Genomic DNA, 23,141 nt, shown 5'->3' on the forward strand with positions numbered 1-23,141 from the left:
GTGCGTCGCGGGAGGGCTGCCGAACGGATGACGCGGCCGGGTCGCCCGCGCCCGCACCGACAGGCGACCGGTGGCGATACTCGGAGCATGGAAACGGATCTTCACGCACTGCTGAGGTCGCTGCGGGTATGGGACCCGGACGTCACGGACCTGCGCCAGTTCGCCCCGGACACGGCGCCGCCCACGCCGTTGCCCCTGTTCACGAGCTGGTTCGCGGACGCGGTGCGGGCCGGGCAGCCGGAGCCGCACACGATGTCGCTGGCCACGGTGGACGAGGAGGGGCGGCCGGACGTACGGATCGTGATGCTGCACGGCGCCGACGCGGACGGCTGGTCCTTCGCCACGCACGCCACGAGCCGCAAGGGCAGGGCGCTGCGGACCCGCCCGTACGCGGCCCTCGCCTTCTACTGGCCGGTGCTGGGCCGGCAGGTCAGGGTCCGGGGCCCGGTGACGTCCGCCCCGTCGAAGGAGAGCCAGGCGGACCTGCACGCCCGCTCCACGGGCGCACTGGCCGCGGCCCTGACCGGACGCCAGAGCGAGGAGCTGGCCTCCCTGGAGGAGCTGCGGCAGTCCTCGGAGGCGGCCTGGACCAGGGCCCGCCGGAACCCGACCGAGCCCTCCCCCACCTGGACCCTGTACCGCCTCCACCCGGAGACGGTGGAGTTCTTCCAGGGCCACCCCGAGAGGCAGCACGTCCGCCTGGAGTACCGCCGCACGGAGTTCGGCTGGAGCAGGGGGTTGCTGTGGCCGTGACAGCCCGTCATTGCTCTTCCGCGGCCGAGAAAGGGACCGCGGGGCGGAAGACCGGTACGCCCTCCCGGAACGTCACCCGGAGCGCCGTCCCGGGGACCAGGTGTGTCTCCTCGCAGTCCGTCAGTTCCGTCATCATCCGGGGGCCCTCCGCCAGGTCGACCACCGCTGCGACGTAGGGCGTGCGGGTGGTGAAGGGGGGGAGGTCGTTCCGGTGGACCGTGGACCAGGTGTAGAGGGTGGCACGGCCGCTCGCCTCCTCCCAGGAGACGTCGTCGCTCCAGCAGTGCGGGCAGAACTCACGCGGGTAGTGGTGCGCCCGGCCGCAGGTGCCGCAGCGGCGCAGGAGCAGGACCCCCTCGGCCGCCGCCTCCCAGTAGGGGCGCGTGAAGGCGTCGGGCTCGGGGACGTCGTGGCGCGCCGCGCCCATCAGAACCACCCCGTCCACGCGTCCAGCGACCACGTCTGCCAGGACATGCCGAAGAGCCCGACCAGCGAGATCAGCGCCATCATCGAGTTCTGGCCCTGTTCCGCCCAGTCGTGGACCATCAGGACGAAGTAGATCGCGTTCAGCAGCAGACCGCCGATCAGGGCCACCGGGGTGAGGAAGCCGAGGATCAGGCCGAGGCCGAGGGCGAGTTCGGCGTAGGCGACGACGTACGCCATCAGTTTCGGGTGGGGTTTCACCACCGTCTCGAAGCCCGTCCGCACCGGCGTCCAGCGGTGCTTCGCCGCCACGTCCGCCGCCCAGGCGATGCCGCTCCCCCGCTCGAACCAGGCCTTCTTGTCCTTGTGCCGCCAGCTCTCCAGCCACCACAGACCGAGACCGATCCGCAGCACCGCCAGCCACCGGGCGCCGTCCAGCCATATGGAGTCCATGAATCTGACGGTACGTCAGGTAGCAGGCAAAGCCCACCTGTGAGTCCGCCTTGAATCATCCACGTATTGTCGACGATCTTGTCGGCACGACCCTTCCCTCACGGACTCCGTCCGCACGGCCTACCGGGTCCACGGAGAACCGTCACTTCACGACATACGGTGCCGAGCACGACACCACCGGGCTGAGCACGAGGCGGGTCGCACTGGTGGATCCGGCTCGGCAGCAACGACACCTACACCTCGCACGTCGTCTCGGCGAACCAGGCCGCCGCCGCGGCGGCCCTCGGCGACGAGGTCGACCACCTCCACCACTGGGACCGGGGCCACGGCGCGACTTCGCGATCCAGGTGACGAAGTCGCCCGGGTCGGGCCGGCCGCCGTACGGCCACAAGGACGCCGTACGACCACAACCGGGCGTCCTGCGTCACCGGCCCCACCCACTCCCCCTACACCCGTGATCAATCCGCAACCAATTCCGGTCTTGACCGAGACCCATCAACCGGGTGCGTGATTACGCTCCGGAGCATGGCCGTCTCCCGTTCCGCTTCCGTCCAGCTCACCGCAACCCCCGCCGACCGCCCGGTCTATGTCATCGGTGCCGGTCCGGGCGGCCTGGCCGCCGCGTACGCGCTGCGGGCGCGGGGCATACGGGCCGTGGTCCTGGACAAGGCCGACGGGGTGGGCGCCTCCTGGCGCGGCCACTACGACCGGCTCCGGCTGCACACCACCCGGCGGCTGTCGGCGCTGCCGGGCCTGAAGATCCCACGCAAGTACGGTCGTTGGGTGTCCCGGGACGACCTGGTGTGCTACCTGGAGAAGTACGCCGAGCACCATGAGCTGGAGATCGTCACCGGTGTGGAGGTCTTCCGCCTGGAGCGGACCGAGGACGGCACCGGCTGGCTGCTGCACGCCTCCGGCGGGCGGGAACTGACCGGCAGCGCCGTGGTCGTCGCCACCGGCCACAACCACACCCCGCACCTGCCCGACTGGCCGGGACGCGCGGACTACGCCGGGGAGTTCCTGCACGCCGGCGCCTACCGCAACGCCAGGCCGTACGCCGGCCGTGACGTGCTCGTCGTGGGTGCCGGCAACACCGGCGCGGAGATCGCCGTGGACCTGGTGGAGGGCGGGGCCGCCCGGGTGCGGCTGGCCGTGCGGACCGTCCCGCACCTCGTGCGCCGCTCGACCCTCGGCTGGCCCGCGCAGTACTCGGGCGTGCTCGTGCGGCGCCTGCCGGTGGGGCTCGTGGACCGGCTGGGCCGGCTGCAGGCCCGGGTCGGGGTGCCGGACCTGTCCGCCCACGGCCTGCCCCGGCCGGACACCGGCCTGTACAGCAGGGTGAAGCAGGGGGCCGTCCCGGTCCAGGACGTCGGCCTGATCGACGCCGTCCGCACGGGGAAGGTGGAGATCGTGGCCGCCGTCGAGGCGTTCGAGGGCGGGGCCCCCGGCAAGGTCGTCCTCGCCGACGGCAGCCGGATCGAGCCGGACGTGGTGATCGCGGCGACCGGGTACGGGCGGGCGCTGGAGGGTCTGGTCGGACATCTCGAGGTGCTGGACGGGCGCGGCAGACCGGTGGTGCGGGGCGGCCGTACACCTTCCCAGGCACCCGGCCTGTACTTCACCGGGTTCACCGATCCGATCAGCGGGATGCTCCGCGAGCTGGCGCTGGACGCCGGGAAGATCGCGCGCGCCGTGGCCAAGGGGTTGCGCACCCGACGGTAACTTTGCCGGTCCCACCCGTTCCTGACAGCAGGTCAGTTCAGTAATCTGACAGAGCGTCAGTTTACTTTGCTGTCTCACAGGAGCGGGGCGGACCGATGCTTGGATCAACCCACGGCACCCTCACCACCGACTCCCGCCGGGCCCGGGTGATCGCCTGCGGCGAGCAGCGGCCCGGACCGGCCGTCCACGGCCAGGTCGACGATCTCGACGTCAGCGGGCGCCCGCTGTACGCGGACGTGCCGGACCTCTCCCGGTTCTTCCGGCCCGAGTCCGTCGCCGTGATCGGCGCCTCGGACGCCGCGGGGCGGCCCAACACCGGGATCACCCGGCAGTTGCTGGCGTGGGCCGAGCGGGTCGGGGCGCGGGTGCACCCGGTGCATCCGACCCGCCCCACGGTCTTCGGCGTCCCCTGTGCCGCCTCCGTCGCCGAGCTGCCCGAGCAGGTCGACCTGGCCGTCCTGCTGGTGGCCGACCCGCTGCCGGTGATCGAGCAACTCGCCGAGTCCAAGGTGAAGTTCGCGGTCGCCTTCGCCTCCGGGTTCGCGGAGACCGGGGAGGCCGGCGCCGAGGCGCAGCAACGGCTCGCGCAGGCCGTACGGCGCTCGGGCCTGCGGCTGCTCGGCCCGAACACCAACCTCAACGCCTTCGAACGCTTCCGGGAGGACCTGACCGGCCCGGCGATCGCCCTCATCACCCAGTCCGGCCACCAGGGCCGCCCCGTCTTCGCCCTCCAGGAGCTGGGCATCCGGCTCTCGCACTGGGCGCCCACCGGCAACGAGGCCGACCTGGAGACCGCCGACTTCCTCTCCTGGTTCGCCGAACAGCCCGAGGTCGGCGCCATCGCCTGCTACGTGGAGGGCCTGAAGGACGGCCGCGCCTTCCTGCTGGCCGCCGACCGCGCCGCCCGCCGCAAGGTGCCGGTGGTCGCCGTGAAGGTGGGCCGGACCGAGGCCGGGGCCCGTACGGCCGCCTCGCACACCGGCAAGCTCACCGGTGCCGACGACGTGGTGGACGCGGCCATGCGCCAGTTCGGGGTGGTACGCGTCGACGGCCTGGACGAACTCCAGGACACGGCCGCCCTGCTGGCGCGGGCGCGGGCCCCGCTGGCGGAGGGGGTCGCGGTGTACTCCATCTCCGGCGGCACCGGCGCCCATGTCGCCGACCTCGCCACCGCTGCGGGACTACGGCTGCCCCAGCTGTCCGAGGCCCGGCAGGCCGAGCTGCACCAGTGGATACCGGAGTACCTGAATGTGGCCAACCCGGTGGACAACGGCGGCCACCCGGTCGGTGACGAGCGCGGCCGCAAGATCATCGACGCGCTGCTGGCCGACCCGTCGATCGGGGTGCTGATCTGCCCGGTGACCGGTCCCTTCCCGCCGCTGAGCGACAAGCTGGTGGCGGACCTGGTCGCGGCCGCCGAGGAGACGGACAAGCTGGTGTGCGTGGTGTGGGGGTCGCCGGTCGGCACCGAGGCGGCCTACCGGGAGGTTCTGCTCGGATCCTCCCGCGTGGCCACCTTCCGCACGGTCGGCAACTGCCTGACCGCCGTCCGCGCCTGGCTGGACCACCACCGCTTCACCGCCGACTACCGCTCCCCCTTCGACGAGGCCCCGCGCACCCCGTCCCCGTCCTTCCGCAAGGCCGAGGCCCTGATGCACCCCGGGCAGCAGCTCAGCGAGCACGGGGCCAAGCAACTGCTGCGCGCCTACGGCATCCGGGTGCCGCGCGAGCAGCTGGTGACCAGCGCGGCGGGGGCCGTACGCGCCGCCGCGCAGGTCGGCTACCCGGTGGTGATGAAGGCCTCGGGCGCGCAGATCGCCCACAAGACCGAGCTGGGCCTGGTGAAGATCGGCCTGACCTCGGCCAGCCAGGTCCGGGACGCCTACCGGGAGCTGACCGACATCGCCCGCTACGAGGGGGTGTCGCTGGACGGGGTCCTGGTGTGCCAGATGGTCGAGCAGGGCGTGGAGATGGTCGTCGGGGTCACGCACGACGAGCTGTTCGGGCCGACGGTCACCGTCGGCCTGGGCGGGGTGCTGGTGGAGGTCCTGCGGGACGCCGCCGTACGCGTCCCGCCGTTCGGCGAGGACCAGGCCCGCGCCATGCTCACCGAGCTGCGCGGACGGGCCCTGCTGGGCGGGGTACGGGGGCGCCCGCCCGCCGACCTGGACGCCCTGGTGGAGGTCGTGCTGCGGGTGCAGCGCATGGCACTGGAACTGGGCGACCGGATCGCGGAGCTGGACATCAACCCGCTGATGGTGCTGCCCCGGGGGCAGGGCGCGGTGGCGCTGGACGCGCTGGTGGTGTGCCGGTGAGCGACATCGTCCACGAGCTCCGCGACCAGGTCTCCTGCATCACCCTGTCCCGTCCGGAGTCGCTGAACGCCCTCACCCCCGCCATGCGGGACCGGATCATCGAGCTGCTGGCGGAGGCGTCGGCCGACCCCGCCGTACGGGCGGTCGTCGTGACCGGGACCGGGCGCGGCTTCTGCGCGGGGGCCGATCTGCGGGGCGGCGCCGCGCGGGGCGAGCGTCTCGCCGGGGACGTGGCCCGCACCCTGCGCCTCGGCGCACAGCGGCTGATCGCGGCCGTGCTGGACTGCGAGAAGCCGGTGCTGGCCGCGGTGAACGGCACGGCGGCCGGCCTCGGCGCGCATCTGGCGCTCGCCTGCGACCTGGTCCTGGCCGCCGAGTCGGCCCGGTTCATCGAGGTGTTCGTACGCCGCGGACTCGTCCCGGACGGCGGCGGCGCCTATCTGCTGCCCCGGCTGCTGGGTCCCCAGCGGGCGAAGGAGCTGATGTTCTTCGGCGACGCGCTCCCGGCGGCGGACGCGGAACGGCTGGGCCTGGTCAACCGGGTGGTGCCGGACGGCGAGCTGGACAGGACGACCCGCGAGTGGTCGGCCCGCCTGTCATCCGCCCCCACCCGGGCTCTCGCCCTGACCAAGCAACTGGTCAACGCCTCCCTCGACACCGACCGCCCGACCGCCTTCACGGCGGAGGCAGCGGCCCAGGAGATCAACATGACGACCGAGGACGCCGGGGAGGGCCTGCGGGCGTTCGCGGAGCGCAGGGGGGCGGAGTTCCGGGGGCGGTGAAAGTCAGTCCCCCGCTCGCTCCAGGGTGCGCAGGGTGCCCGCGTCCGGGTCTCCGAAGACGGCGTACAGCTGGGGGGCGTCCTCGGTGCCGCTGATCGACCAACGGGTTTCCAGGCCGCAGTCGGTCGTAAGGTGCAGGAGGATGCCGGGGCGGCCGGTGTCGTCCGTTCCGGGGTCGGGCTTCCAGGTGCCGGTGCCCGCGCAGGTTTTGTAGGCGTCGTCGCCGGGGGACGCCCAGTAGCCGTCCGCGGATTCGGTGGGGAGCCCGTGGGCCTCGGCCCGGCCGTCGCGGCGCAGGCGCAGCTCGGCGCCGCCCTCGCCTCGCCAGACCCCGCTGAGCTGGGCGGGGGTCAGCTCGGGGGGCTGGTACTGCGGGATCAGTCCGGTCGCGGAGGCCGCGAGCGCACCTCCGATCGTCAGGACGAACAGGGCGGCGCAGGCGAGTGCGGAGCGCCACCAGACTCCCCACGCCGACCAGGAGCGCGTGCGGACGTAGGTGATGCCCAGCGCGGGCAGCAGGCCGAACGCGGTGAGGACCGAGGACGTGGTGACGAACGGCCGGTGGAGGGTCACCGTCGCCACCAGGGCCCAGCCGATGGCCGTGGCCACGGCCGCGAGCGTGCGGCAGGCCCACTCCGGGCCGCCGGACCACCTGAGCAGGGGGCGGGCCAGCAGGATCGCAGGCAGCGTCAGCACGGCCGAGACGAGCAGCCCGAGCAGGGGCAGCAGCAGCGGCGAGAAGACGAGGAGGCAGAAGATCCCCCAGGCGCCGCCGTAACCGGACTCGTACTGGTCCTGGCTGGTGGTCCAGACCCACCACAGCAACCCGGCCGCCGGCAGCTGCACCGCGTTCACGGGAATCGCCGCGGCCAGATCACTCCGCAGCGTCCGAAGCGCCGCCCCCGCGCCACGGAACCTTTCGCGTCTCTTCGCCCACCCCATGGCCGCAGCCTACGAAGTGCCCGCACGAGGCCGTCCATACCCCTTCCGAACTGACGCTCCGTCAGCTTCAATGGACGGCGTGATGGGACACGCAGGGGCGGCGGCCGCCGCCGTCCGGTACCTCAGGTCCGCACCGCCGCCGGGATGCGTGGAGCCTTTGCCGCGACCGGAGTTGCGGCGCGTGCGGGAGGACGAGCGGGCTCCGGTGGAGCCGGCCGAGTTCCGGCGGGTGCTGGGGAGCTTCGCGAGCGGTGTGACGGTGATCACGGCACCGGGCGCCGAGGGAGAGCAGGGCCCCGCCGGCTTCGCCTGCCAGTCCTTCGCCTCCCTCTCCCTGGAGCCTCCCCTGGTCTGCTTCATGGTGGGCCGTCTGTCGACCACCTGGCCCCGCATCGCCCGCGCCGGCGTCTTCTGCGTCAATGTGCTCAGCGCCGAGCAGGGCGAGCTGTGCCGGGGCTTCGCGGTGAGCGGCGCCGACAAGTTCGCCGGGGTGGCGTACGACGCGGCCCCCGTCTCGGGCTCGCCGCGCCTCGCCGACGCCACCGCCTGGATCGACTGCACGGTGCACGCCGTCCACACCGGCGGCGACCACCTGATCGTCGTGGGCCGGGTGACGGCCCTGGGCACCGACGGGCCGGGCGATCCGCTGCTCTTCCACCGGGGGCGGTTCGGGCGGATCAGCCACTGAACGCGCCCTGCGCGTCCTGGCCCTCGCCGCCGCCCGCGCCCGGCATTGCGCAGGCACTGTCGGAGGCGGCTGGTAGCGTCCCGACGCTTTCACGGACTGGGAGGGTGGGACGAGCCGTGCACGAACTCACAGTGGACCAGATCCTGGGCCGGAGCTGGGAGAGCTTCGCCCAGGAGAGCATCGCGCGGGCCGGCGAGGACTGTCCCGGCCGGGACAGGGTCGTCGAACTCTTCGGCGAACCCGCTCCCTTCGAGGAGGTGGTCGCCCCCTTCGGCGCCGAGTGGCCCGGGCTGGCGGCGTCGCCGGCCGAGCCCTGGGCGGACGCCGAGGAGGTGGCGGCGCAGGTGCTGGCCGGCCTGCTGGACGACGAAGACGCTGTCGCGGAGGCAGGCCTCCTGACGAGGGCGTTTCGCAGCACGGATCTGCCGGTCCTGGCCGAGGAGCGTGGGGGAGGCTGCTGGCCTCATGACATGGCGGAGATGTGCACGGTCCTGCGGTCCTGGGAGGAGCGCTTCGCCACCCGCCTGATCGGGCTGACGGACGAGCTCGTGACCGTCTCGGTGGCGGCACCCGTGCGGACGATCGGCGAGGCCGAGGCCATCGCCGCCGAACACTTCGCGTTCGCACCCGACAACATCACCCAGGGCTACGACGAGACCCTCCGGGCCTACGCGGCCAACCGCATCCTGGGCAAGCGCGTGTGGTCCTTCTGGTGGGACTAGGGGCAGCAGGGCCGTGCGCGGTGCCTTGCGGGCGGTGCGGCGGGACAGCGTTGCGGCGTGTTGGCGGGACAGCGTTGCGGCGCGTTCAGGAGACGGCGGGCAGCGGGGCCGCCGGTGCCGTCCGCCGGATCACCAGCGCCATCAGGGCCGCCGCCGCGCACAGCGTGCCGGAGGCGTACCAGACGAGGTCGTAGGAGCCGAAGACGTCACGGGCCACGCCGCCGAGGTAGGCGACGAGGGCCGCGCCGACCTGGTGCGAGGCGAGGACCCAGCCGAAGACGATGGCGCTGTCCTCACCGAACTGCTCGCGGCACAGGGCGAGGGTGGGCGGGACGGTGGCCACCCAGTCCAGGCCGTAGAAGACGATGAAGAAGATCATCGGGGGGTGGACGGCGGGGCCCAGCAGCATCGGGAGGAAGACCAGGGAGATGCCGCGCAGCGCGTAGTAGACGGCGAGCAGACGGCGCGGCTCGAAGCGGTCGGTGAACCAGCCGGAGGCGATCGTGCCGGCCACGTCGAACACGCCGACGACCGCGAGCAGCGAGGCCGCCGTCGTGACGGGCATGCCGTGGTCGTGCTCGGCGGGCACGAAGTGGGTCTGGATGAGGCCGTTGGTGGAGGCGCCGCAGATCGCGAAGGTCCCGGCGAGCAGCCAGAAGGTGCCGGTGCGGACGGACGACGAGAGGACCCGCACGGTACGGCGGGCGGCGCCGGTGACCGGGGCCGGCTTGGGTGTGAACGCGACCGCGCCGTACGGCTTCTGGCCGACGTCGGCCGGGTGGTCACGCAGCAGGATCCACACGAAGGGCACGACGGCGAGGGCGGCCAGGGAGACCGTCACGGCGGCCGGGCGCCAGCCGTGGTGCTCGGTCAGCCAGGACAGCACCGGCAGGAAGATCAGCTGCCCGGAGGCGGACGCGGCGGTGAGGATGCCGCTGACCAGGCCGCGCCGTTCGGTGAACCAGCGGTTGGTGACCGTCGCGGCGAAGGCGAGGGCCATCGAGCCGGAGCCCAGACCGACCAGCAGACCCCAGCACAGCCACAGCTGCCAGGCCGCCGTCATCCACACGGTCAGCCCGGACCCGAGCGCGATCACACTCAGCGCGACGGCGACCACCCGGCGGATGCCGAAGCGGTCCATCAGCGCCGCCGCGAAGGGGGCGGTGAGGCCGTAGAGGGCGAGGTTGAGGGAGACGGCCGCGCCGATCGTGCCGCGCGACCAGCCGAACTCCCGGTGCAGCGGGTCGATGAGCAGTCCGGGCAGGGAACGGAAGGCGGCGGCGCCGATGATCGTGACGAAGGTGACGGCGGCGACGAACCAGGCGCGGTGCACTCGGGGGCGCCGGGCGGGCGGGGCCTGGACAGGGGTTGCGGCTGGGCTTGTCTGAGTCACGTCATACAGCGTCCGTCGTACGCGCCCGGGCATCGAGTGGCCCGAAGGACAGCATTCGCTAGGATCGGGCCATGGCCTCCTCCGGGGAATTCCGTCCGCACCGCGTCGTCGTCCTTGCCCTGGACGGGCTGCTGCCGTTCGAACTCGGCATCCCGCACCGCATCTTCGGCCGTCCGACGGACGCGCGGGGGCGGCACCTGTACGAGGTCGTGACCTGCTCGGTACGGCCGCCCGGCCCGGTCGAGACGGACGCCGACTTCGCCGTGCAGATCCCGCACGGCCCCGAGGTCCTCGCCACCGCCGACACGGTCGTCGTCCCGGCGTCGTACGAACTCGGCCCCGTCTACGAGGAGGGCAGGCTCACCGAGGAGCTCGCCGCCGCGCTCGCCCGCGTCCGCCCCGGCACCCGGCTCGCCTCCATCTGCACCGGTGTCTACGTCCTCGCCGCCGCCGGCCGCCTCGACGGCCGCCCGGCGACCACGCACTGGGCGGACGCCGACCGCTTCCAGCGGATGTTCCCGAACGTCAAGGTCGACGCGGACGTGCTGTTCATCGACGACGGCGACGTGCTCACCTCGGCCGGAGTGGCTGCCGGTATCGACCTGTGCCTGCACATGGTGCGCCGCGACTTCGGCACGGCGATCGCCAACGACGTGGCCCGCCGCACGGTCGTACCGCCGCACCGCGACGGCGGCCAGGCGCAGTACATCCACCGCCCGGTCCCGGATCCGCAGCAGGCCACGACCCGGGCCGCCCGCGCCTGGGCGCTCGGCCGGCTCCACGAGCCCGTCCAGCTGCGGGACATGGCCGAGCAGGAGGCCATGTCGGTGCGCACCTTCACCCGCCGGTTCCGGGAGGAGGTCGGCGTCAGCCCCGGCCAGTGGCTCACCCAGCAGCGCGTGGAGCGGGCCCGGCATCTGCTGGAGTCCACCGGCCTGTCCATCGACCAGGTGGCCCGGGACGCGGGCTTCGGCACGGCCCAGTCGATGCGCCAGCATCTGCAGCAGGCGCTGGGGGTCACCCCGACGACGTACCGGCGGACCTTCCGGACGGCGGCGCACGGGGCTGGCGAGCACGGTGGGGCGAGCGGGAGGCGCTGAGGCCGCGGGGGCACTTCTTCCGGCCTCTTTCCCCTCCCATGTCACAGCTGACCGGGCTGTCTTGTCTTCTGAGGTGAACGAGGCGGCGCCCAGGAGCCGAGCCCGTTCGTCGACTCCCGGGCGCGCCCCGCCGGCCACCCGGCTCAGAAGGTGAGCACCGCCCGCGCCACCCGTCCCGCCTCCGCTTCGGCGCGGGCCTTGTCGAAGTCCTCCACCGGGTGGACGGCCGTGACCAACTCGTCCAGCAGCAGGCGGCCTCGGCGGTACAGGTCGGCGTACAGGGCGATGTCCCGCTGGGGGCGCGAGGAGCCGTAGCGGCAGCCCAGGACCGACTTGTCCAGGTAGAGGGAGGAGACGAGGAAGGACGCCTCGGCCGTGGCCGGGGGCACGCCGAGCAGGACCGCCTGGCCGTGCCGGTCGAGGAGGTCGATCGCCTGCCGGATCAGCTCGACCCGGCCGACGCACTCGAAGGCGTGGTCGGCGCCCGTGGGCAGGAGGTCCCGCACGTCCTGTGCCGAGGTCAGGAAGTCGGTGGCGCCGAACTGCCGGGCCACCTCCTCCTTGGCCGGATTGGCGTCCACGGCGACGATCCTGAGCGCGCCCGCGAGCCGGGCGCCCTGCAGCACGTTCAGTCCGATCCCGCCGGTCCCGATGACGACGACGCTGTCCCCGCGGTCCACCCGCGCCCGGTTCAGCACCGCGCCCACGCCCGTGAGCACCCCGCATCCGATCAGCGCGGCGGACGGGAGGGGGATGTCCTTCGGTATCCGTACCGCCTGCACGGCCTTGACCACCGTGCGCTCCGCGAAGGCCGAGTTCGAGGCGAACTGGTGGACCGGATCGACACCACCCCGGGTGAACGGCTTCCCCGGCCGTCCGATCGCCTGCCGGCACATCGTCGGCCGGCCACGGTCGCACTCCGCGCACGTGCCGCAGTTGGCGAGCGTGGACAGCGCCACATGGTCGCCGGGCGCGACATGGGTGACGCCCGCGCCGACCGCTTCGACCACGCCCGCCCCCTCGTGCCCCAGCACCACCGGCACCGGGAAGGGGATGGTGCCGTCCACCACGGACAGGTCGCTGTGGCACAGCCCGGCCGCCGCGATCGCCACCAGCACCTCGCCGGGTCCCGGCTCGCGCACCTCCAGATCGTCCACGACCTGGACCTGTTCGCCGTCGAACACCACTCCACGCATCACACGGCCCCCTTGGGCTCTCTGGGCAGACCGAGCACGCGCTCGGCGATGATCGTGCGCTGGACCTGGTCCGAGCCGCCGTAGATCGTGTCGGCCCGGGAGAAGAGGAAGAGGTGCTGGTCCGCGTCCAGCTCGTACGGCGCGCCCGGCGACCAGTCCACCGGCCCCACGCCGCCCTCACCACCCCGCACCCGCACCGCCAGCTCCCCCAGCCGCTGATGCCAGCCGGCCCAGAGCAGCTTGGCCACGCTGGGCGCGCCCGGATCACCGGAGCCGCCGAGGGTGCGCAGGGCGTGCCAGCGCATGGTGCGCAGCTCGGCCCACTGGCGGACGAGACGCTCGCGTACGACGGGGTCGGTGACGGCACCGGCACGTACGGCGGTCCCGACGACCCGGCCCAGCTCCTCGACGAACCCGATCTGCTGGGCGAGGGTGGACACGCCCCGCTCGAACCCGAGCAGGCTCATGGCGACCCGCCAGCCCTGCCCCTCTCCCCCGACGACGTGTTCCACGCGCGCGCGTGCGCCGTCGAGGAAGACCTCGTTGAAGTCGCTGGTGCCGGTCATCTGGCGGATGGGCCGCACCTCGATGCGGCCGGGCTGGTCCATGGGGACGAGCAGGAAGCTCAGCCCGTGGTGCCGACGGGACGCCGGGTCGGTCCGGGCCAGCACGAAGCACCAGTCGGCCTCGTGGGCGAGGGAGGTCCAGATCTTCTGCCCGGTGATCCGGTAGTGCGCCCCGTGGCGCACTGCCGTCGTGCGCACACCGGCCAGGTCGGACCCGGCGCCCGGTTCGCTGTACCCCTGGCACCACAGCTCCTCGCCGGCGGCGATCGGCGGCAGGAAGCGCTTCTTCTGGTCCTCGCTGCCGTGGGCGAGAAGCGTGGGCGCGAGCAGGTTCTCCCCGATGTGCCCGGAGCGCGGGGGCGCGGGCGAGCGGGCGTACTCCTCGGCCCAGGCGACCTGTTGGGTGAGGGTGGCGGTGCGGTTGCCGTAGCCCGGCTCGGGCCAGCCGAGGCCTATCCACCCGGCACGGCCGAGGGTGCGCTCCCAGGTACGGCGGGGGGCGGAGGGGGCCGCGTACGCGGCGAGCCACGCGCGGGCTTCCGTGCGGAACTCTTCGTCTTCTGCGGTGTGTCCGAAATCCACGGGTCCGCCTTCGAGTCGGGTGCCGGGGGTGCGCCCCGTAGGGGCGCGGGGGCTGTGTCCATATGCGGCTCCGCCGCGAGGCGCGAGCAACCACGACGCACCCGCGGCCGCCGGACCACAACGCGGCCAGGGCTAACGGGCGTTCGGCCGATCCCCCGCCCTCGCCGCCGACTCCATCGCCGAGAGCCGGGACAGCATCGGCATCGGATCCACCCCCACCGACCCCGGCAGGAACTCCGCGATCGTCTCCGGTGTCCAACCGCCGGAGGCATACGCAGCCCGCAACTCCCTCGGCTGCGCCCACACCGCGATCTTCGGCCCGGCGATCGTGTACACCTGCCCCGTGATGCCCTGTGCGACGGCCCGCTCGGACAGCAGGTACACCACCAGCGCGGCCACGTCCTCCGGCTCGCCGATCTCCGCCAGCTCGATGGGGACACCGGCCGACATCCGGGTCCGGGCCACCGGCGCCACCGCGTTCGCGGTCACCCCGTACTTGTGCAGACCGAGGGCCGCGCTGCGGACGAGCGAGATGATCCCGCCCTTCGCCGCGCTGTAGTTGGCCTGGGACGCCGACCCCTGGTGGTTGCCGCTGGTGAAGCCGATCAGCGTGCCGGACCGCTGGGCGCGCATCACCGCCGAGGCCGCCCGGAAGACGGTGAACGTGCCCTTGAGGTGGGTGGCGACGACGGGGTCCCACTCCTCCTCGGTCATGTTGAACAGCATGCGTTCGCGCAGGATGCCGGCGACGCACACCACCCCGTCGAGGCGGCCGTACGCCGCCAGGGCCGTGTCCACGACCCGTTGTCCGCCCGCCATCGTGGAGATGTCGTCGGCGACCGCGACCGCCTCGCCGCCCGCCGCCTCGATCTCCTTGACGACCGCGTCGGCGACCTCGCTGGTCGGTGAGGTGCCGTCGGTCGAGACGCCGTAGTCGTTGACGACGACCTTCGCGCCCTCGGCGGCGGCGGCGCGCGCGACCGCCCGCCCGATACCGCGCCCGGCGCCCGTCACGGCGACCACCTTGCCTGCCAAGAAGTTCCCCACGTCCGGCCCCTTCCCGTGGTTTCTGACGGTCCGTTAGATTTTATGGCCCGTCGGACGCGCGGACACAAGCCCCGGGGAGGCACCGGATGGCACTGCCGGAGGAGTTCCACGAGATCGCCAAGCGCGTGAACAACTGGGGGCGTTGGGGGGCCGACGACGAGATCGGCACCCTGAACCTCGTCACCGACGAGGTCGTGCGGCAGGCCGTCGCCGAGGTCCGTACCGGGCGCCGCGTCCCCCTCGCGCTGCCGCTGCGGCAGGACGGGGTGCAGACCGGGATGATCCCCGGGCGGGTCAACCCGCTGCACGTCATGGTGCAGATCAACCAGGAGATCTTCGGCCCCGGCACGGTGGCGTGCAGCGACGACGCCGTGACCCTCGGGCTGCAGGCCGGCACCCACTGGGACGCGCTCTCCCACGTCTCGCACTCCGGCAGGCTCTACAACGGCCGCCCGGCGCACACGGTCACCGCGCACGGCGGGGCCGGGTTCTGCGGGATCGACAAGGTCCGGCACATCGTCTCGCGCGGGGTGCTGCTGGACGTGGCACGCGCGCGGGGCGTGGACCGGCTGGAGGGTGGCCACGCGGTCACGCCGGAGGACCTGGAGGCGGCGGAGGAGTTCGGCGGGGTCCGGGTGCGGGGCGGGGACGTCGTACTCGTCCGCACCGGCCAGGTGCAGGTGTACCTGGCCGGGGACAAGCACGGGTACGGCCACCCGTCGCCGGGGTTGTCGGTGCGCTGTCCGGAGTGGTTCCACGCGCGCGACGTCGCCGCGGTCGCCAACGACACGCTGACCTTCGAGATCTTTCCGCCCAAGATCGACGATCTGTGGCTGCCCGTGCACGCCCTGGACCTGGTGGAGATGGGGATGCTGCAGGGGCAGAACTGGAATCTCGAAGAGTTGTCCACAGCCTGTGGACAACACGGGCGGTACGCGTTCCTGCTGTCGGCGATGCCCGAGCCGTTCGTCGGGGGGACGGGGACACCGGTGGCGCCGGTGGCGGTGCTCTGAGACGACTCCCCGTCGTGGAACCGGCCGGCGGCGCGCCTCCCCCCACCGTCGCGCGCACGCGCCGCAGGCCGGTGCGACCCACACTCGACGAGGACCGCCGTCATCGGGCCCTCGTCGTCCCCTCGCTGCGAATCGTCGCCCACCAGGGTGTTCGGCCGGTCACCTGTCGTCAACGCCGGAACGGGCATGTGCCGCGTGCACCTGGTTCGTGGCGCCCGCGCACGGGTGCACCCCCGGCGCACGACCGCACCGGGGGTCTACACCGCTTCGAAGGCGAGGTCCTCGTACGCGGACAGACCGCCGCCGTACGCCACCGCCGCGCTCTCCCCGGGCGGGGAACACCGGTCCAGTTCACACCAGATGCTCTTCCCGGCGTCCTCGCGGCTCCAGCCCCAGCGGTCGGCGAGGCAGTCCACGAGAGCAAGACCCCGGCCGCCGGTGGCGTCACCGGCGGCGCAGCGCGGCACGGGGGCGCGGGAGCTGGTGTCGGCCACCTCCAGCCGCAGCGTGGTCGAGGGGGCGGCCTCGGCCTGCGGGACCGGCACGGAGAGCCGCAGCACGGCCGGACGGCCGGTGTGCACCACGGCGTTGGTCACCAGCTCGGAGACGAGCAGGATCAGGGTCTCGGCCAACGGCTCGTCGACCTCTATGCCGAGCCCGGGGAGTCGCGAGCGGGCCCACCTCCTGGCCCGTCCCACCTCCGCGGGGTCGGGTCGGATCTCCAGCTGCACTTGAAGCACCTGCACCGCTCACACCATCCGAACCGGCGGACACATGACCCGACGCCGCCGGAGCACCACGGCGGGAGCCGTGGCGGCCGACATGACGAGGGCCACGATCGTAGCCATTTTCTGCATGCCCAGAACAACGGCCAGAGCAGGGGTCACGGAACGTGATTCCCTTAAGAGACAGCATGGTTGACGTACAGTCACCCCAACAAGCGCTTCGGGCATATTCCCGCGCGAAGGAGTACGCGTGCGCCATACTGTGCGACGCTCGTGCCGGGGAGTCGAACAGGCAGGGGCGAGGGCCCCGATCGCCTCGCGAGCAGCGGCGCGCACCGCGCGGTCCGGCACCGCCCCAGGGGCACCGCCGGCACGGCTCGAGCTCGCAGCCACTCGCATCCCACACAAGGTACCCGAGCGGGCCCCCGACTCCGGGCCGTGACGAGTCACACGATGGACACAAGCCGGTATCGACGCTCCGTGATACCGGTGCGCCACGATCCGCGACATCTTGGGCCAAAGGTCTTGGGTGGCTGAGCCGCCCCGGGCTCCTGCGGCGCAGCGCAGGGCGTCGACGGCCGGTCAGGCGGCCAGACGCGCGGCCAGAAGCTCCTCACTCTCCGCACCGCCACCGCCGCGCAGGGCCCGCACCCAGGCGCGTTTCAGGTGCAGATGGACCTCCGCCTCCCAGGTGAACCCCATGCCGCCGTGCACCTGGAGGCAGTCCCGCGCGCCGCGCACGGCGGCCTCGTCGGCGAGCAGCCGGGCGGCGGCGATGTCGGCCGGGTCGGCGGTGACGGAGGCCGCGTAGACGGCGGCGCGGGCCGTCTCGGCCCGCACCAACAGGTCCGCGCACAGGTGTTTGACCGCCTGGAAGGCCCCGATCGGCTGCCCGAACTGCTCGCGGGCCCGGGCGTGTTCCACGGCCAGCTCGCACACGCGTGCGGCGGTGCCGAGCTGCTCGGCGGCGGTGAGCAGGACCGCCTCCGGAACGAGCCGGCCGGGCCGCGGCACGCGATGCACGGGGGTGAGCGGGTCCAGCGAGCGCAGCGGTACGGCCCCGGAGGTGTCCCCGCACACGACGTCCGCCGCGTCCAGCCACTCCACCAGCTCCCCGTCCACGCCGGCCACGACGGTCTCCCCGGTGGCCGCTCCGGGCACGGCCCCGGCGGCGAGATGCGTGGCCACGAGCGGACCCGGCAGCAGCGCCCGGCCCGCCTCCTCGAAGACCAGCACCGCCTCCGGCAGCCCCAGTCCCACCCCGCCGTCCGCCTCGGGCAGCCGCAGCGCGAAGAACCCGGCCTCCCCGAGCGCCCGCCACAACCCCCGGTCGAGCCGCCCCGGCGCGTCCACGGCCGCGCGCAGCGCCTCCCGCCCGAACCGCCGGGCCAGCACCTGCCGTACCCCGGCCCGCAACGCCCGCTGCTCCTCGCTGAGTCGGAATCGCACGCTCATCTCCCCTTCGGCAGCCCCAGAATGCGCTCGGCCACGATGTTCCGCTGGATCTGCGAGGTGCCGGCGGCGATGGTGTACGACAGCGACGACAGGCGGTCGAGGACCCACGGCCGGTCCAGGTCGAGGGCGTCGGGCCCGAGGACGTCGGCCGCGGCGTCGTACAGCTCCTGTCGGGCGTGCGAGTAGCGGAGCTTGAAGACCGAGCCGCCCACCCCCGGCACCCCGCCGCTCGCCTCGGCCTCGCTCACGTTCCACTGGGTCAGTCGCCACAGCGCCCGGAACTCCGCGTCCAGCCGTCCGAGCCGGCGGCGCAGCACAGGGTCGTCCCAGCGCCCGTTCTCCCAGGCCGCGCGGGCGAGTTCGCCCAGCACCCGGCGGCAGGCGACCACCTCGCCGACGAACGCGGTGCCGCGCTCGAAGGACAGGGTCACCATGGTCACACGCCAGCCGTCGTTCTCCGCGCCCACCCGGTTGGCGGCCGGCACCCGCACCTCGTCGAGGAACACCTCGGCGAACTCCGCCGACCCGGCGAGCGTACGCAGCGGCCGTACGGTGATGCCCTCGGCGTCCATGGGCAGGGCGAGCCAGGTGATGCCCCGGTGCCTGGGCGCCTCGGGGTCGGTGCGGACCAGCAGTTCGCACCAGTCGGCGACCTCGGCGTGGGAGGTCCAGATCTTGGACCCGGTCACCACATAGTCGTCGCCGTCGCGCCACGCGCGCGTGCGCAGCGCGGCGAGGTCGGAGCCGGCGCCCGGTTCGCTGAACCCCTGGCACCACACCTCCTCGCCCCGCAGGATCGGCGGCAGCCAGCGGGCCCGCTGCCCGGGCGTGCCCTCGGCGGCGATGGTCGGGCCCGCGTGCAGCAGCCCCACGAAGTTGGCCCCCACATAGGGCGCGCCCGCCTTCTCGGTCTCCTCCAGGAAGATCAGCCGGAGGGTCGGGGAGGCGTCCCAGTGGACGTCGGCGTACCCGGCGTCGAACAGCATCCGCTGCCAGCCGAGGTCGTGGGCGCGGCGGCCGGGCCAGTCGTCCGGGGGCGGCTTGGCCGGCAGGGTGGGCAGCACCTTGGCGAGCCACTCGCGCAGCCGGGCCCGGAACTCCTCCTCCTCGGGCGTGTAGGAGAGGTCCATCACCGGTCGAGGTCCAGGCCCAGCATGCGGATGGCGTTGCCCCGCATCAGCTTGTGGACCGTCTCGTCGTCCAGGCCCTTCACATGGTCGAGGGCGACCTCCTTGGTGTGCGGGAAGGTCGAGTCGACGTGCGGGTAGTCGGTCTCGAAGGTGGCGTTGTCGCGGCCGACGACGTCGATCGAGGCGACGCCGTGCTTGTCGCGGAAGAAGCAGCAGTAGATCTGCCGGTAGTAGTACGTCGACGGCGGCTCCGGGATCAGGTCCCGCACCCCGCCCCAGGCGCGGTGCTCCTCCCACACGTCGTCGGCGCGCTCCAGGGCGTAGGGCACCCAGCCCATCTGCCCCTCGGAGTAGGCGAGGGTGAGGCGCGGGAACTTCACCAGGACCCCGCTGAAGAGGTAGTCCATCATCGAGGCCATCGCGTTGTTGAAGCTGAGCGAGGCCTGCACGGCGGGCGGCGCGTCGGGGGAGGCGGCGGGCATCTGGGAGCTGCTGCCGATGTGCATGTTGACGACCGTGCCCGTGTCCTGGCAGACGGCGAAGAAGGGGTCCCAGTACCCGGAGTGGATGGACGGCAGTCCGAGGTGGGTGGGGATCTCGGAGAAGGTCACGGCCCGCACCCCGCGCGCGGCGTTGCGCCGGATCTCGGCGACGGCCAGCTCCACGTCCCACAGCGGGATCAGGCACAGCGGGATCAGCCGTCCGCCGCTGTCCCCGCACCACTCCTCCACCATCCAGTCGTTGTAGGCGCGCACGCAGGCGAGGGCGACCTCCTTGTCGTGCGCCTCGGCGAAGGTCTGCCCGCAGAAGCGGGGGAAGGTCGGGAAGCAGAGGCTGGCCTCGACGTGGTTGAGGTCCATGTCCTTGAGGCGTTCGACGGGATCCCAGCACCCCGGGCGCATCTGCTCCCTGGTGATCCCCTCCAGCGTCATCTCGTCCCGGTCGAAGCCGACGGCGGCGATGTTGCGCTTGTAGGGGAACTTCAGGTCCTCGTAGATCCACCAGTCCGTCGGCTGTCCCTCCGGGTCCATGGTGATCTGGTACTTCCCGCCGACGTAGGCCAGGTCCCCGATACCGGCGGTCAGCGGCTGCGGCCCACGGTCCCGGTACTTGGCCGGCAGCCAGGTCTCGAAGAGGTGGGCGGGCTCGATCACGTGGTCGTCGACGCTGATGATGCGGGGCAGTTCGGTCGCCATGGGTCCCCTCCGCCGGCCGGTGCCTGTCGGACGATATTTATCTGATGGGCCGTCAGATAGCATGGCACCTGACGAGTCGTCAGCCAAGCAGGGGGCACAGGTGAACGAGACCGCGCACTCCTTGAGTTCCGCCCGCACGATGTGGGAGCTGGTCGACCGGCGCGCCCGGCTCACCCCCGACCGCCCCGTGCTGCTCCAGGGCGACCGGACGCTCACCTTCGGCGGCCTGCGGGACGGCGCCGAGCGGGTCGCGGCCGGCCTGTACGGCATGGGGGTCCGCCCCGGCACGGTGGTCGCCTGGCAGCTGCCCACCCGCATCGAGACCGCCCTGCTGTCCTTCGCCCTGGCCCGTCTGGGCGCCGTGCAGTCACCGGTGATCCCCTTCTACCGGGACCGCGAGGTGGGCTTCGCGCTGCGGGAGTCGAAGGCGGAGTTCTTCGCCGTACCGGGCGTGTGGCGCGGCTACGACCACACGGAGCTGGCCCACCGGCTCGGCGCCAAGGGCGTCTTCGAGGCGTACGACACCCTGCCCGACGGCGACCCGTCCGTCCTGCCCGCCCCGCCCGCCGACGGCACCGCGGTCCGCTGGATCTACTGGACCTCGGGCACCACCTCCGACCCCAAGGGCGTCCTGCACACCGACCGCTCACTGATCGCGGGCGGCTCCTGCCTCGCCCACGCCCTGCGCCTGACGTCGGCCGACGTCGGCTCTATGGCCTTCCCGTACGCCCACATAGCGGGCCCCGACTACACGGTGATGCTGCTGCTCCGCGGCTTCCCGGCGGTGATGTTCGAGCACTTCGCACTGCCGGACGCGCTGGCCGAGTACCGCCGGCACGGGGTGACGGTGGCCGGGGGGTCGACGGCCTTCTACTCGATGTTCCTGGCCGAACAGCGCAGACGCCCGGACGAGAAGGTGATCCCGACCCTCCGGCTCCTCGCGGGCGGCGGTGCGCCGAAGCCGCCGGAGGTGTATCACGCGGTCGTCCGCGAGATGGCCGTCCAGCTCACCCACGGGTACGGCATGACCGAGGTCCCGATGATCACCATGGGGGACCCCGAGGACACTGCCGAGAACCTGGCGACGACCGAGGGCCGTCCGCCGGCCGGCATGGAGATCCGGATCGTCGACGGCGAGGTCCGGCTGCGCGGCGAGGCCGTCTGCCGGGGCTATCTGGACCCGGCCCAGACGGCGGCCGCCTTCGACGCCGACGGTTTCCTGCGCACCGGCGACCTGGGCCGTGTCACCGGCTCCGGACATCTGGTGCTCACCGGGCGCCTGAAGGACGTGATCATCCGCAAGGGCGAGAACATCTCGGCCAAGGAGATCGAGGACCTGCTGGCGGCGCATCCGGCGGTGGGGGACGCGGCGGTCATCGGACTGCCGGACGCGGAGCGGGGTGAGTTGGTGTGCGCGGTGGTGGAACCGCGGCCCGGGGCGGCCGGGCTGACGCTCGCGGAGGCCGTCTCGTACCTGCGTGCGCAGGGTCTGTCCGTGCACAAACTGCCGGAACGGCTGGAGGTGCTGGACGCTCTTCCGCGCAACGACACCCTGCGCAAGGTGCTCAAGTACAAGCTGCGGGAGCGCTACTCGGGAACCGTGAAGTAGCGGGCGAAGGCCGGGACGATCTCCGATTCCCCGATCAGGCCGTCGCCGTCGGCGTCGAGGGCGGCGGCGGTCGCCTCGGCGAGTTCCGCCGGGACGTGCAGGACCCGCAGCACGCGGGCGGTGTCCGTGACGGTGAGCCGGCCGTCGGCGTCCGCGTCCGCGACCGCCAGGGCCGCGTGCAGGAAGGGGCGGGCGATCTCCGCGAACCGCTCGGGGTTGTCGCGCAGGCGCTTGACCGCGCCGGTGACGAACTCCGCACGGCTGATGCGCTGGTCGCCGTCCCGGTCGGCGATCCCGGCCATGCCCTGCCAGAAAGCCTCCGCGCCGGCGTACAGCGCCTGCCCCTTGTCGGAGCGGGCCGTCACCGCGAACTCGGCGAGCAGCGCCTTGGCCGCCGCGCTGAAGTCCTCGCGTTCGATGGTGCCGTTGCCGTCCTGGTCGAAGGTGGCGAACCGGGCGGCGATCCTGCGCTCGTACTCGGTGCTGACCATGTCTGTTCGGGCCGCCTTACGTGTGCGTGGGGTGATCTGGCAGGGAGCGTACGACGCGGATGGCCGTCGGGCGGCGGGAAACCGGCGGTTGTGCCAAGACCGGGGGAATTCTGCGACAACAATGTGGACGAGTCGCGGCTCCGCACGGCGTGCGGGAGGGGCGACGTCCGGACGTTCAGGCCGAGAGCGGCTCCGCCTCGTCCGTGGTCGCGGACTCGATGTCGGGGCGGACGTCGAAGAGGCGGCGGACGCCGAGCGCGCCGAGGACCCGGTTGACGTGCGAGCCGTCGACGGCGCCCCGGTCGGGCAGGATCAGCCGCAGCCGGCCCTGGCAGGAGCGGATCAGCCGGCGGGCGGCGATGAGGACGCCGACCCCGCTGGAGTCGCAGAAGAAGACGTCGGAGAGGTCCACGACGAGACTGTGGTGTCCCTCGGCGACGACGTCGTGCACCCGCTGGCGCAGTACCGGTGAGGTCATCAGGTCCAGCTCACCGGTCACCTGGAGCACGGCCCACTCGCCCTGTTCGACGCCGGTCACGTTGAATGCCACGGCCTTGCCCCTCCGCTCGCCGGATCTCGCGGAACCGCCCGGAAACGGAAGCAGTTCCTACGTTTCTTTCCGCGCGGCTGCCCACCGGCCGTTCCCTGAAACGTCGGCCGACAAACCGTCGGCGATCAACAAGGGGCTTGTTTCGGTCACTATCGATCCCGTTCGATCTGACATGCACGCGCCTGGCGTGAAGGTTGTGTGAAGAGGGCACTATCACCTGCGGCGCTTCGGGGGGCGCACATTGACACAAAGGAGCGTGCACTGTCAGACGTGCCGACTACATTCGAG

Annotated in this window: 22 protein-coding genes; 9 read left to right on the top strand and 13 right to left on the bottom strand. The window is 72.6% G+C overall.

The window, feature by feature from the left end; translation table 11 throughout:
• The first annotated feature begins 87 nt into the window (after positions 1-87).
• Positions 88-753 carry a pyridoxal 5'-phosphate synthase gene (locus tag ACIHEJ_RS19175; protein WP_400136824.1) on the top strand — a complete coding sequence of 222 codons (666 nt, stop codon included), beginning with the start codon at positions 88-90 and terminating at the stop codon, positions 751-753.
• A gap of 7 nt (positions 754-760) precedes the next feature.
• On the opposite strand, the gene ACIHEJ_RS19180 is transcribed toward ACIHEJ_RS19175, so the two are convergent.
• Positions 761-1,180 carry a Zn-ribbon domain-containing OB-fold protein gene (locus tag ACIHEJ_RS19180; RefSeq protein ID WP_400137505.1) on the bottom strand — a complete coding sequence of 140 codons (420 nt, stop codon included), beginning with the start codon at positions 1,178-1,180 and terminating at the stop codon, positions 761-763.
• A complete protein-coding gene (locus tag ACIHEJ_RS19185) occupies positions 1,180-1,629 on the bottom strand; it encodes a DoxX family membrane protein (RefSeq protein ID WP_400136827.1) in 450 nt (149 codons plus the stop codon). Before ACIHEJ_RS19185 ends, ACIHEJ_RS19180 begins: the two co-directional genes overlap by 1 nt.
• 525 nt (positions 1,630-2,154) lie before the next feature.
• Between ACIHEJ_RS19185 and ACIHEJ_RS19190 the strand changes: the two genes are divergently transcribed.
• From ACIHEJ_RS19190 to ACIHEJ_RS19200, 3 genes are all read left to right on the top strand, one after another.
• The gene (locus ACIHEJ_RS19190; protein WP_400136830.1) at positions 2,155-3,351 is read left to right on the top strand and encodes a flavin-containing monooxygenase; all 1,197 of its coding nucleotides are present in this window, start codon (positions 2,155-2,157) and stop codon (positions 3,349-3,351) included.
• Positions 3,352-3,446: 95 nt separating this feature from the next.
• Entirely contained in the window at positions 3,447-5,666 is a 2,220-nt protein-coding gene (locus ACIHEJ_RS19195; RefSeq protein ID WP_400136832.1) for an acetate--CoA ligase family protein, read from the top strand.
• Positions 5,657-6,448, top strand: a complete 792-nt coding sequence (locus tag ACIHEJ_RS19200; protein WP_400136835.1) for an enoyl-CoA hydratase/isomerase family protein — start codon at positions 5,657-5,659, stop codon at positions 6,446-6,448. Before ACIHEJ_RS19195 ends, ACIHEJ_RS19200 begins: the two co-directional genes overlap by 10 nt.
• Before the next feature lie 3 nt (positions 6,449-6,451).
• Here the strand turns inward: ACIHEJ_RS19200 and ACIHEJ_RS19205 are convergent, their stop codons facing one another.
• A complete protein-coding gene (locus tag ACIHEJ_RS19205; protein WP_400136837.1) occupies positions 6,452-7,303 on the bottom strand; it encodes a hypothetical protein in 852 nt (283 codons plus the stop codon).
• A gap of 169 nt (positions 7,304-7,472) precedes the next feature.
• Here ACIHEJ_RS19205 and ACIHEJ_RS19210 point away from each other — a divergent pair, with 169 nt between their 5' ends.
• Positions 7,473-8,078, top strand: coding sequence for a flavin reductase family protein (locus ACIHEJ_RS19210; RefSeq protein WP_400137507.1), 606 nt, complete (start codon positions 7,473-7,475; stop codon positions 8,076-8,078).
• Between the two features lie 116 nt (positions 8,079-8,194).
• A complete protein-coding gene (locus ACIHEJ_RS19215) occupies positions 8,195-8,800 on the top strand; it encodes a DUF4253 domain-containing protein (RefSeq protein ID WP_400136839.1) in 606 nt (201 codons plus the stop codon).
• Positions 8,801-8,885: 85 nt separating this feature from the next.
• Here ACIHEJ_RS19215 and ACIHEJ_RS19220 read toward each other — a convergent pair whose 3' ends face one another.
• Positions 8,886-10,193: an MFS transporter gene (locus tag ACIHEJ_RS19220; RefSeq protein WP_400136842.1), complete on the bottom strand. Its 1,308-nt coding sequence runs from the start codon at positions 10,191-10,193 to the stop codon at positions 8,886-8,888.
• 71 nt (positions 10,194-10,264) lie between these two features.
• On the opposite strand from ACIHEJ_RS19220, the gene ACIHEJ_RS19225 reads away from it, so the two are divergent.
• Positions 10,265-11,293, top strand: a complete 1,029-nt coding sequence (locus ACIHEJ_RS19225) for a GlxA family transcriptional regulator (RefSeq protein ID WP_400136845.1) — start codon at positions 10,265-10,267, stop codon at positions 11,291-11,293.
• A gap of 143 nt (positions 11,294-11,436) precedes the next feature.
• On the opposite strand, the gene ACIHEJ_RS19230 is transcribed toward ACIHEJ_RS19225, so the two are convergent.
• From ACIHEJ_RS19230 to ACIHEJ_RS19240, 3 genes are all read right to left on the bottom strand, one after another.
• Positions 11,437-12,489 carry a Zn-dependent alcohol dehydrogenase gene (locus ACIHEJ_RS19230; protein ID WP_400136848.1) on the bottom strand — a complete coding sequence of 351 codons (1,053 nt, stop codon included), beginning with the start codon at positions 12,487-12,489 and terminating at the stop codon, positions 11,437-11,439.
• Positions 12,489-13,637 (bottom strand): acyl-CoA dehydrogenase family protein, encoded by a 1,149-nt coding sequence (locus ACIHEJ_RS19235; RefSeq protein ID WP_400136851.1) that lies wholly within the window; start codon positions 13,635-13,637, stop codon positions 12,489-12,491. Before ACIHEJ_RS19235 ends, ACIHEJ_RS19230 begins: the two co-directional genes overlap by 1 nt.
• 132 nt (positions 13,638-13,769) lie before the next feature.
• Positions 13,770-14,684 carry an SDR family NAD(P)-dependent oxidoreductase gene (locus ACIHEJ_RS19240; protein ID WP_400136854.1) on the bottom strand — a complete coding sequence of 305 codons (915 nt, stop codon included), beginning with the start codon at positions 14,682-14,684 and terminating at the stop codon, positions 13,770-13,772.
• A gap of 86 nt (positions 14,685-14,770) precedes the next feature.
• Between ACIHEJ_RS19240 and ACIHEJ_RS19245 the strand changes: the two genes are divergently transcribed.
• Complete coding sequence (locus ACIHEJ_RS19245) at positions 14,771-15,697, top strand: cyclase family protein (protein WP_400136857.1); 927 nt, start codon at positions 14,771-14,773, stop codon at positions 15,695-15,697.
• A 257-nt stretch (positions 15,698-15,954) separates the two neighbouring features.
• Here the strand turns inward: ACIHEJ_RS19245 and ACIHEJ_RS19250 are convergent, their stop codons facing one another.
• The 4 genes from ACIHEJ_RS19250 to ACIHEJ_RS19265 form a co-directional block, all read right to left on the bottom strand.
• Entirely contained in the window at positions 15,955-16,428 is a 474-nt protein-coding gene (locus tag ACIHEJ_RS19250; RefSeq protein ID WP_400137510.1) for an ATP-binding protein, read from the bottom strand.
• Between the two features lie 576 nt (positions 16,429-17,004).
• Positions 17,005-17,871 (bottom strand): acyl-CoA dehydrogenase family protein, encoded by an 867-nt coding sequence (locus ACIHEJ_RS19255; RefSeq protein ID WP_400136860.1) that lies wholly within the window; start codon positions 17,869-17,871, stop codon positions 17,005-17,007.
• A 2-nt stretch (positions 17,872-17,873) separates the two neighbouring features.
• Positions 17,874-19,007, bottom strand: coding sequence for an acyl-CoA dehydrogenase family protein (locus tag ACIHEJ_RS19260; RefSeq protein WP_400136863.1), 1,134 nt, complete (start codon positions 19,005-19,007; stop codon positions 17,874-17,876).
• A complete protein-coding gene (locus ACIHEJ_RS19265; RefSeq protein WP_400136866.1) occupies positions 19,007-20,203 on the bottom strand; it encodes an amidohydrolase family protein in 1,197 nt (398 codons plus the stop codon). Before ACIHEJ_RS19265 ends, ACIHEJ_RS19260 begins: the two co-directional genes overlap by 1 nt.
• Positions 20,204-20,303: 100 nt before the next feature.
• On the opposite strand from ACIHEJ_RS19265, the gene ACIHEJ_RS19270 reads away from it, so the two are divergent.
• On the top strand, positions 20,304-21,812 hold the full coding sequence (locus tag ACIHEJ_RS19270) for a class I adenylate-forming enzyme family protein (protein ID WP_400136869.1): 1,509 nt from the start codon (positions 20,304-20,306) through the stop codon (positions 21,810-21,812).
• On the opposite strand, the gene ACIHEJ_RS19275 is transcribed toward ACIHEJ_RS19270, so the two are convergent.
• Positions 21,791-22,303 carry an EF-hand domain-containing protein gene (locus tag ACIHEJ_RS19275; protein WP_400136872.1) on the bottom strand — a complete coding sequence of 171 codons (513 nt, stop codon included), beginning with the start codon at positions 22,301-22,303 and terminating at the stop codon, positions 21,791-21,793. The genes ACIHEJ_RS19270 and ACIHEJ_RS19275 overlap by 22 nt on opposite strands.
• Before the next feature lie 175 nt (positions 22,304-22,478).
• On the bottom strand, positions 22,479-22,853 hold the full coding sequence (locus ACIHEJ_RS19280) for an STAS domain-containing protein (protein WP_400136875.1): 375 nt from the start codon (positions 22,851-22,853) through the stop codon (positions 22,479-22,481).
• Between the last annotated feature and the right edge of the window lie 288 nt (positions 22,854-23,141).

It is taken from the genome of Streptomyces sp. NPDC052301 (assembly GCF_044593395.1).
In the GTDB taxonomy this organism is placed as follows: domain Bacteria; phylum Actinomycetota; class Actinomycetes; order Streptomycetales; family Streptomycetaceae; genus Streptomyces.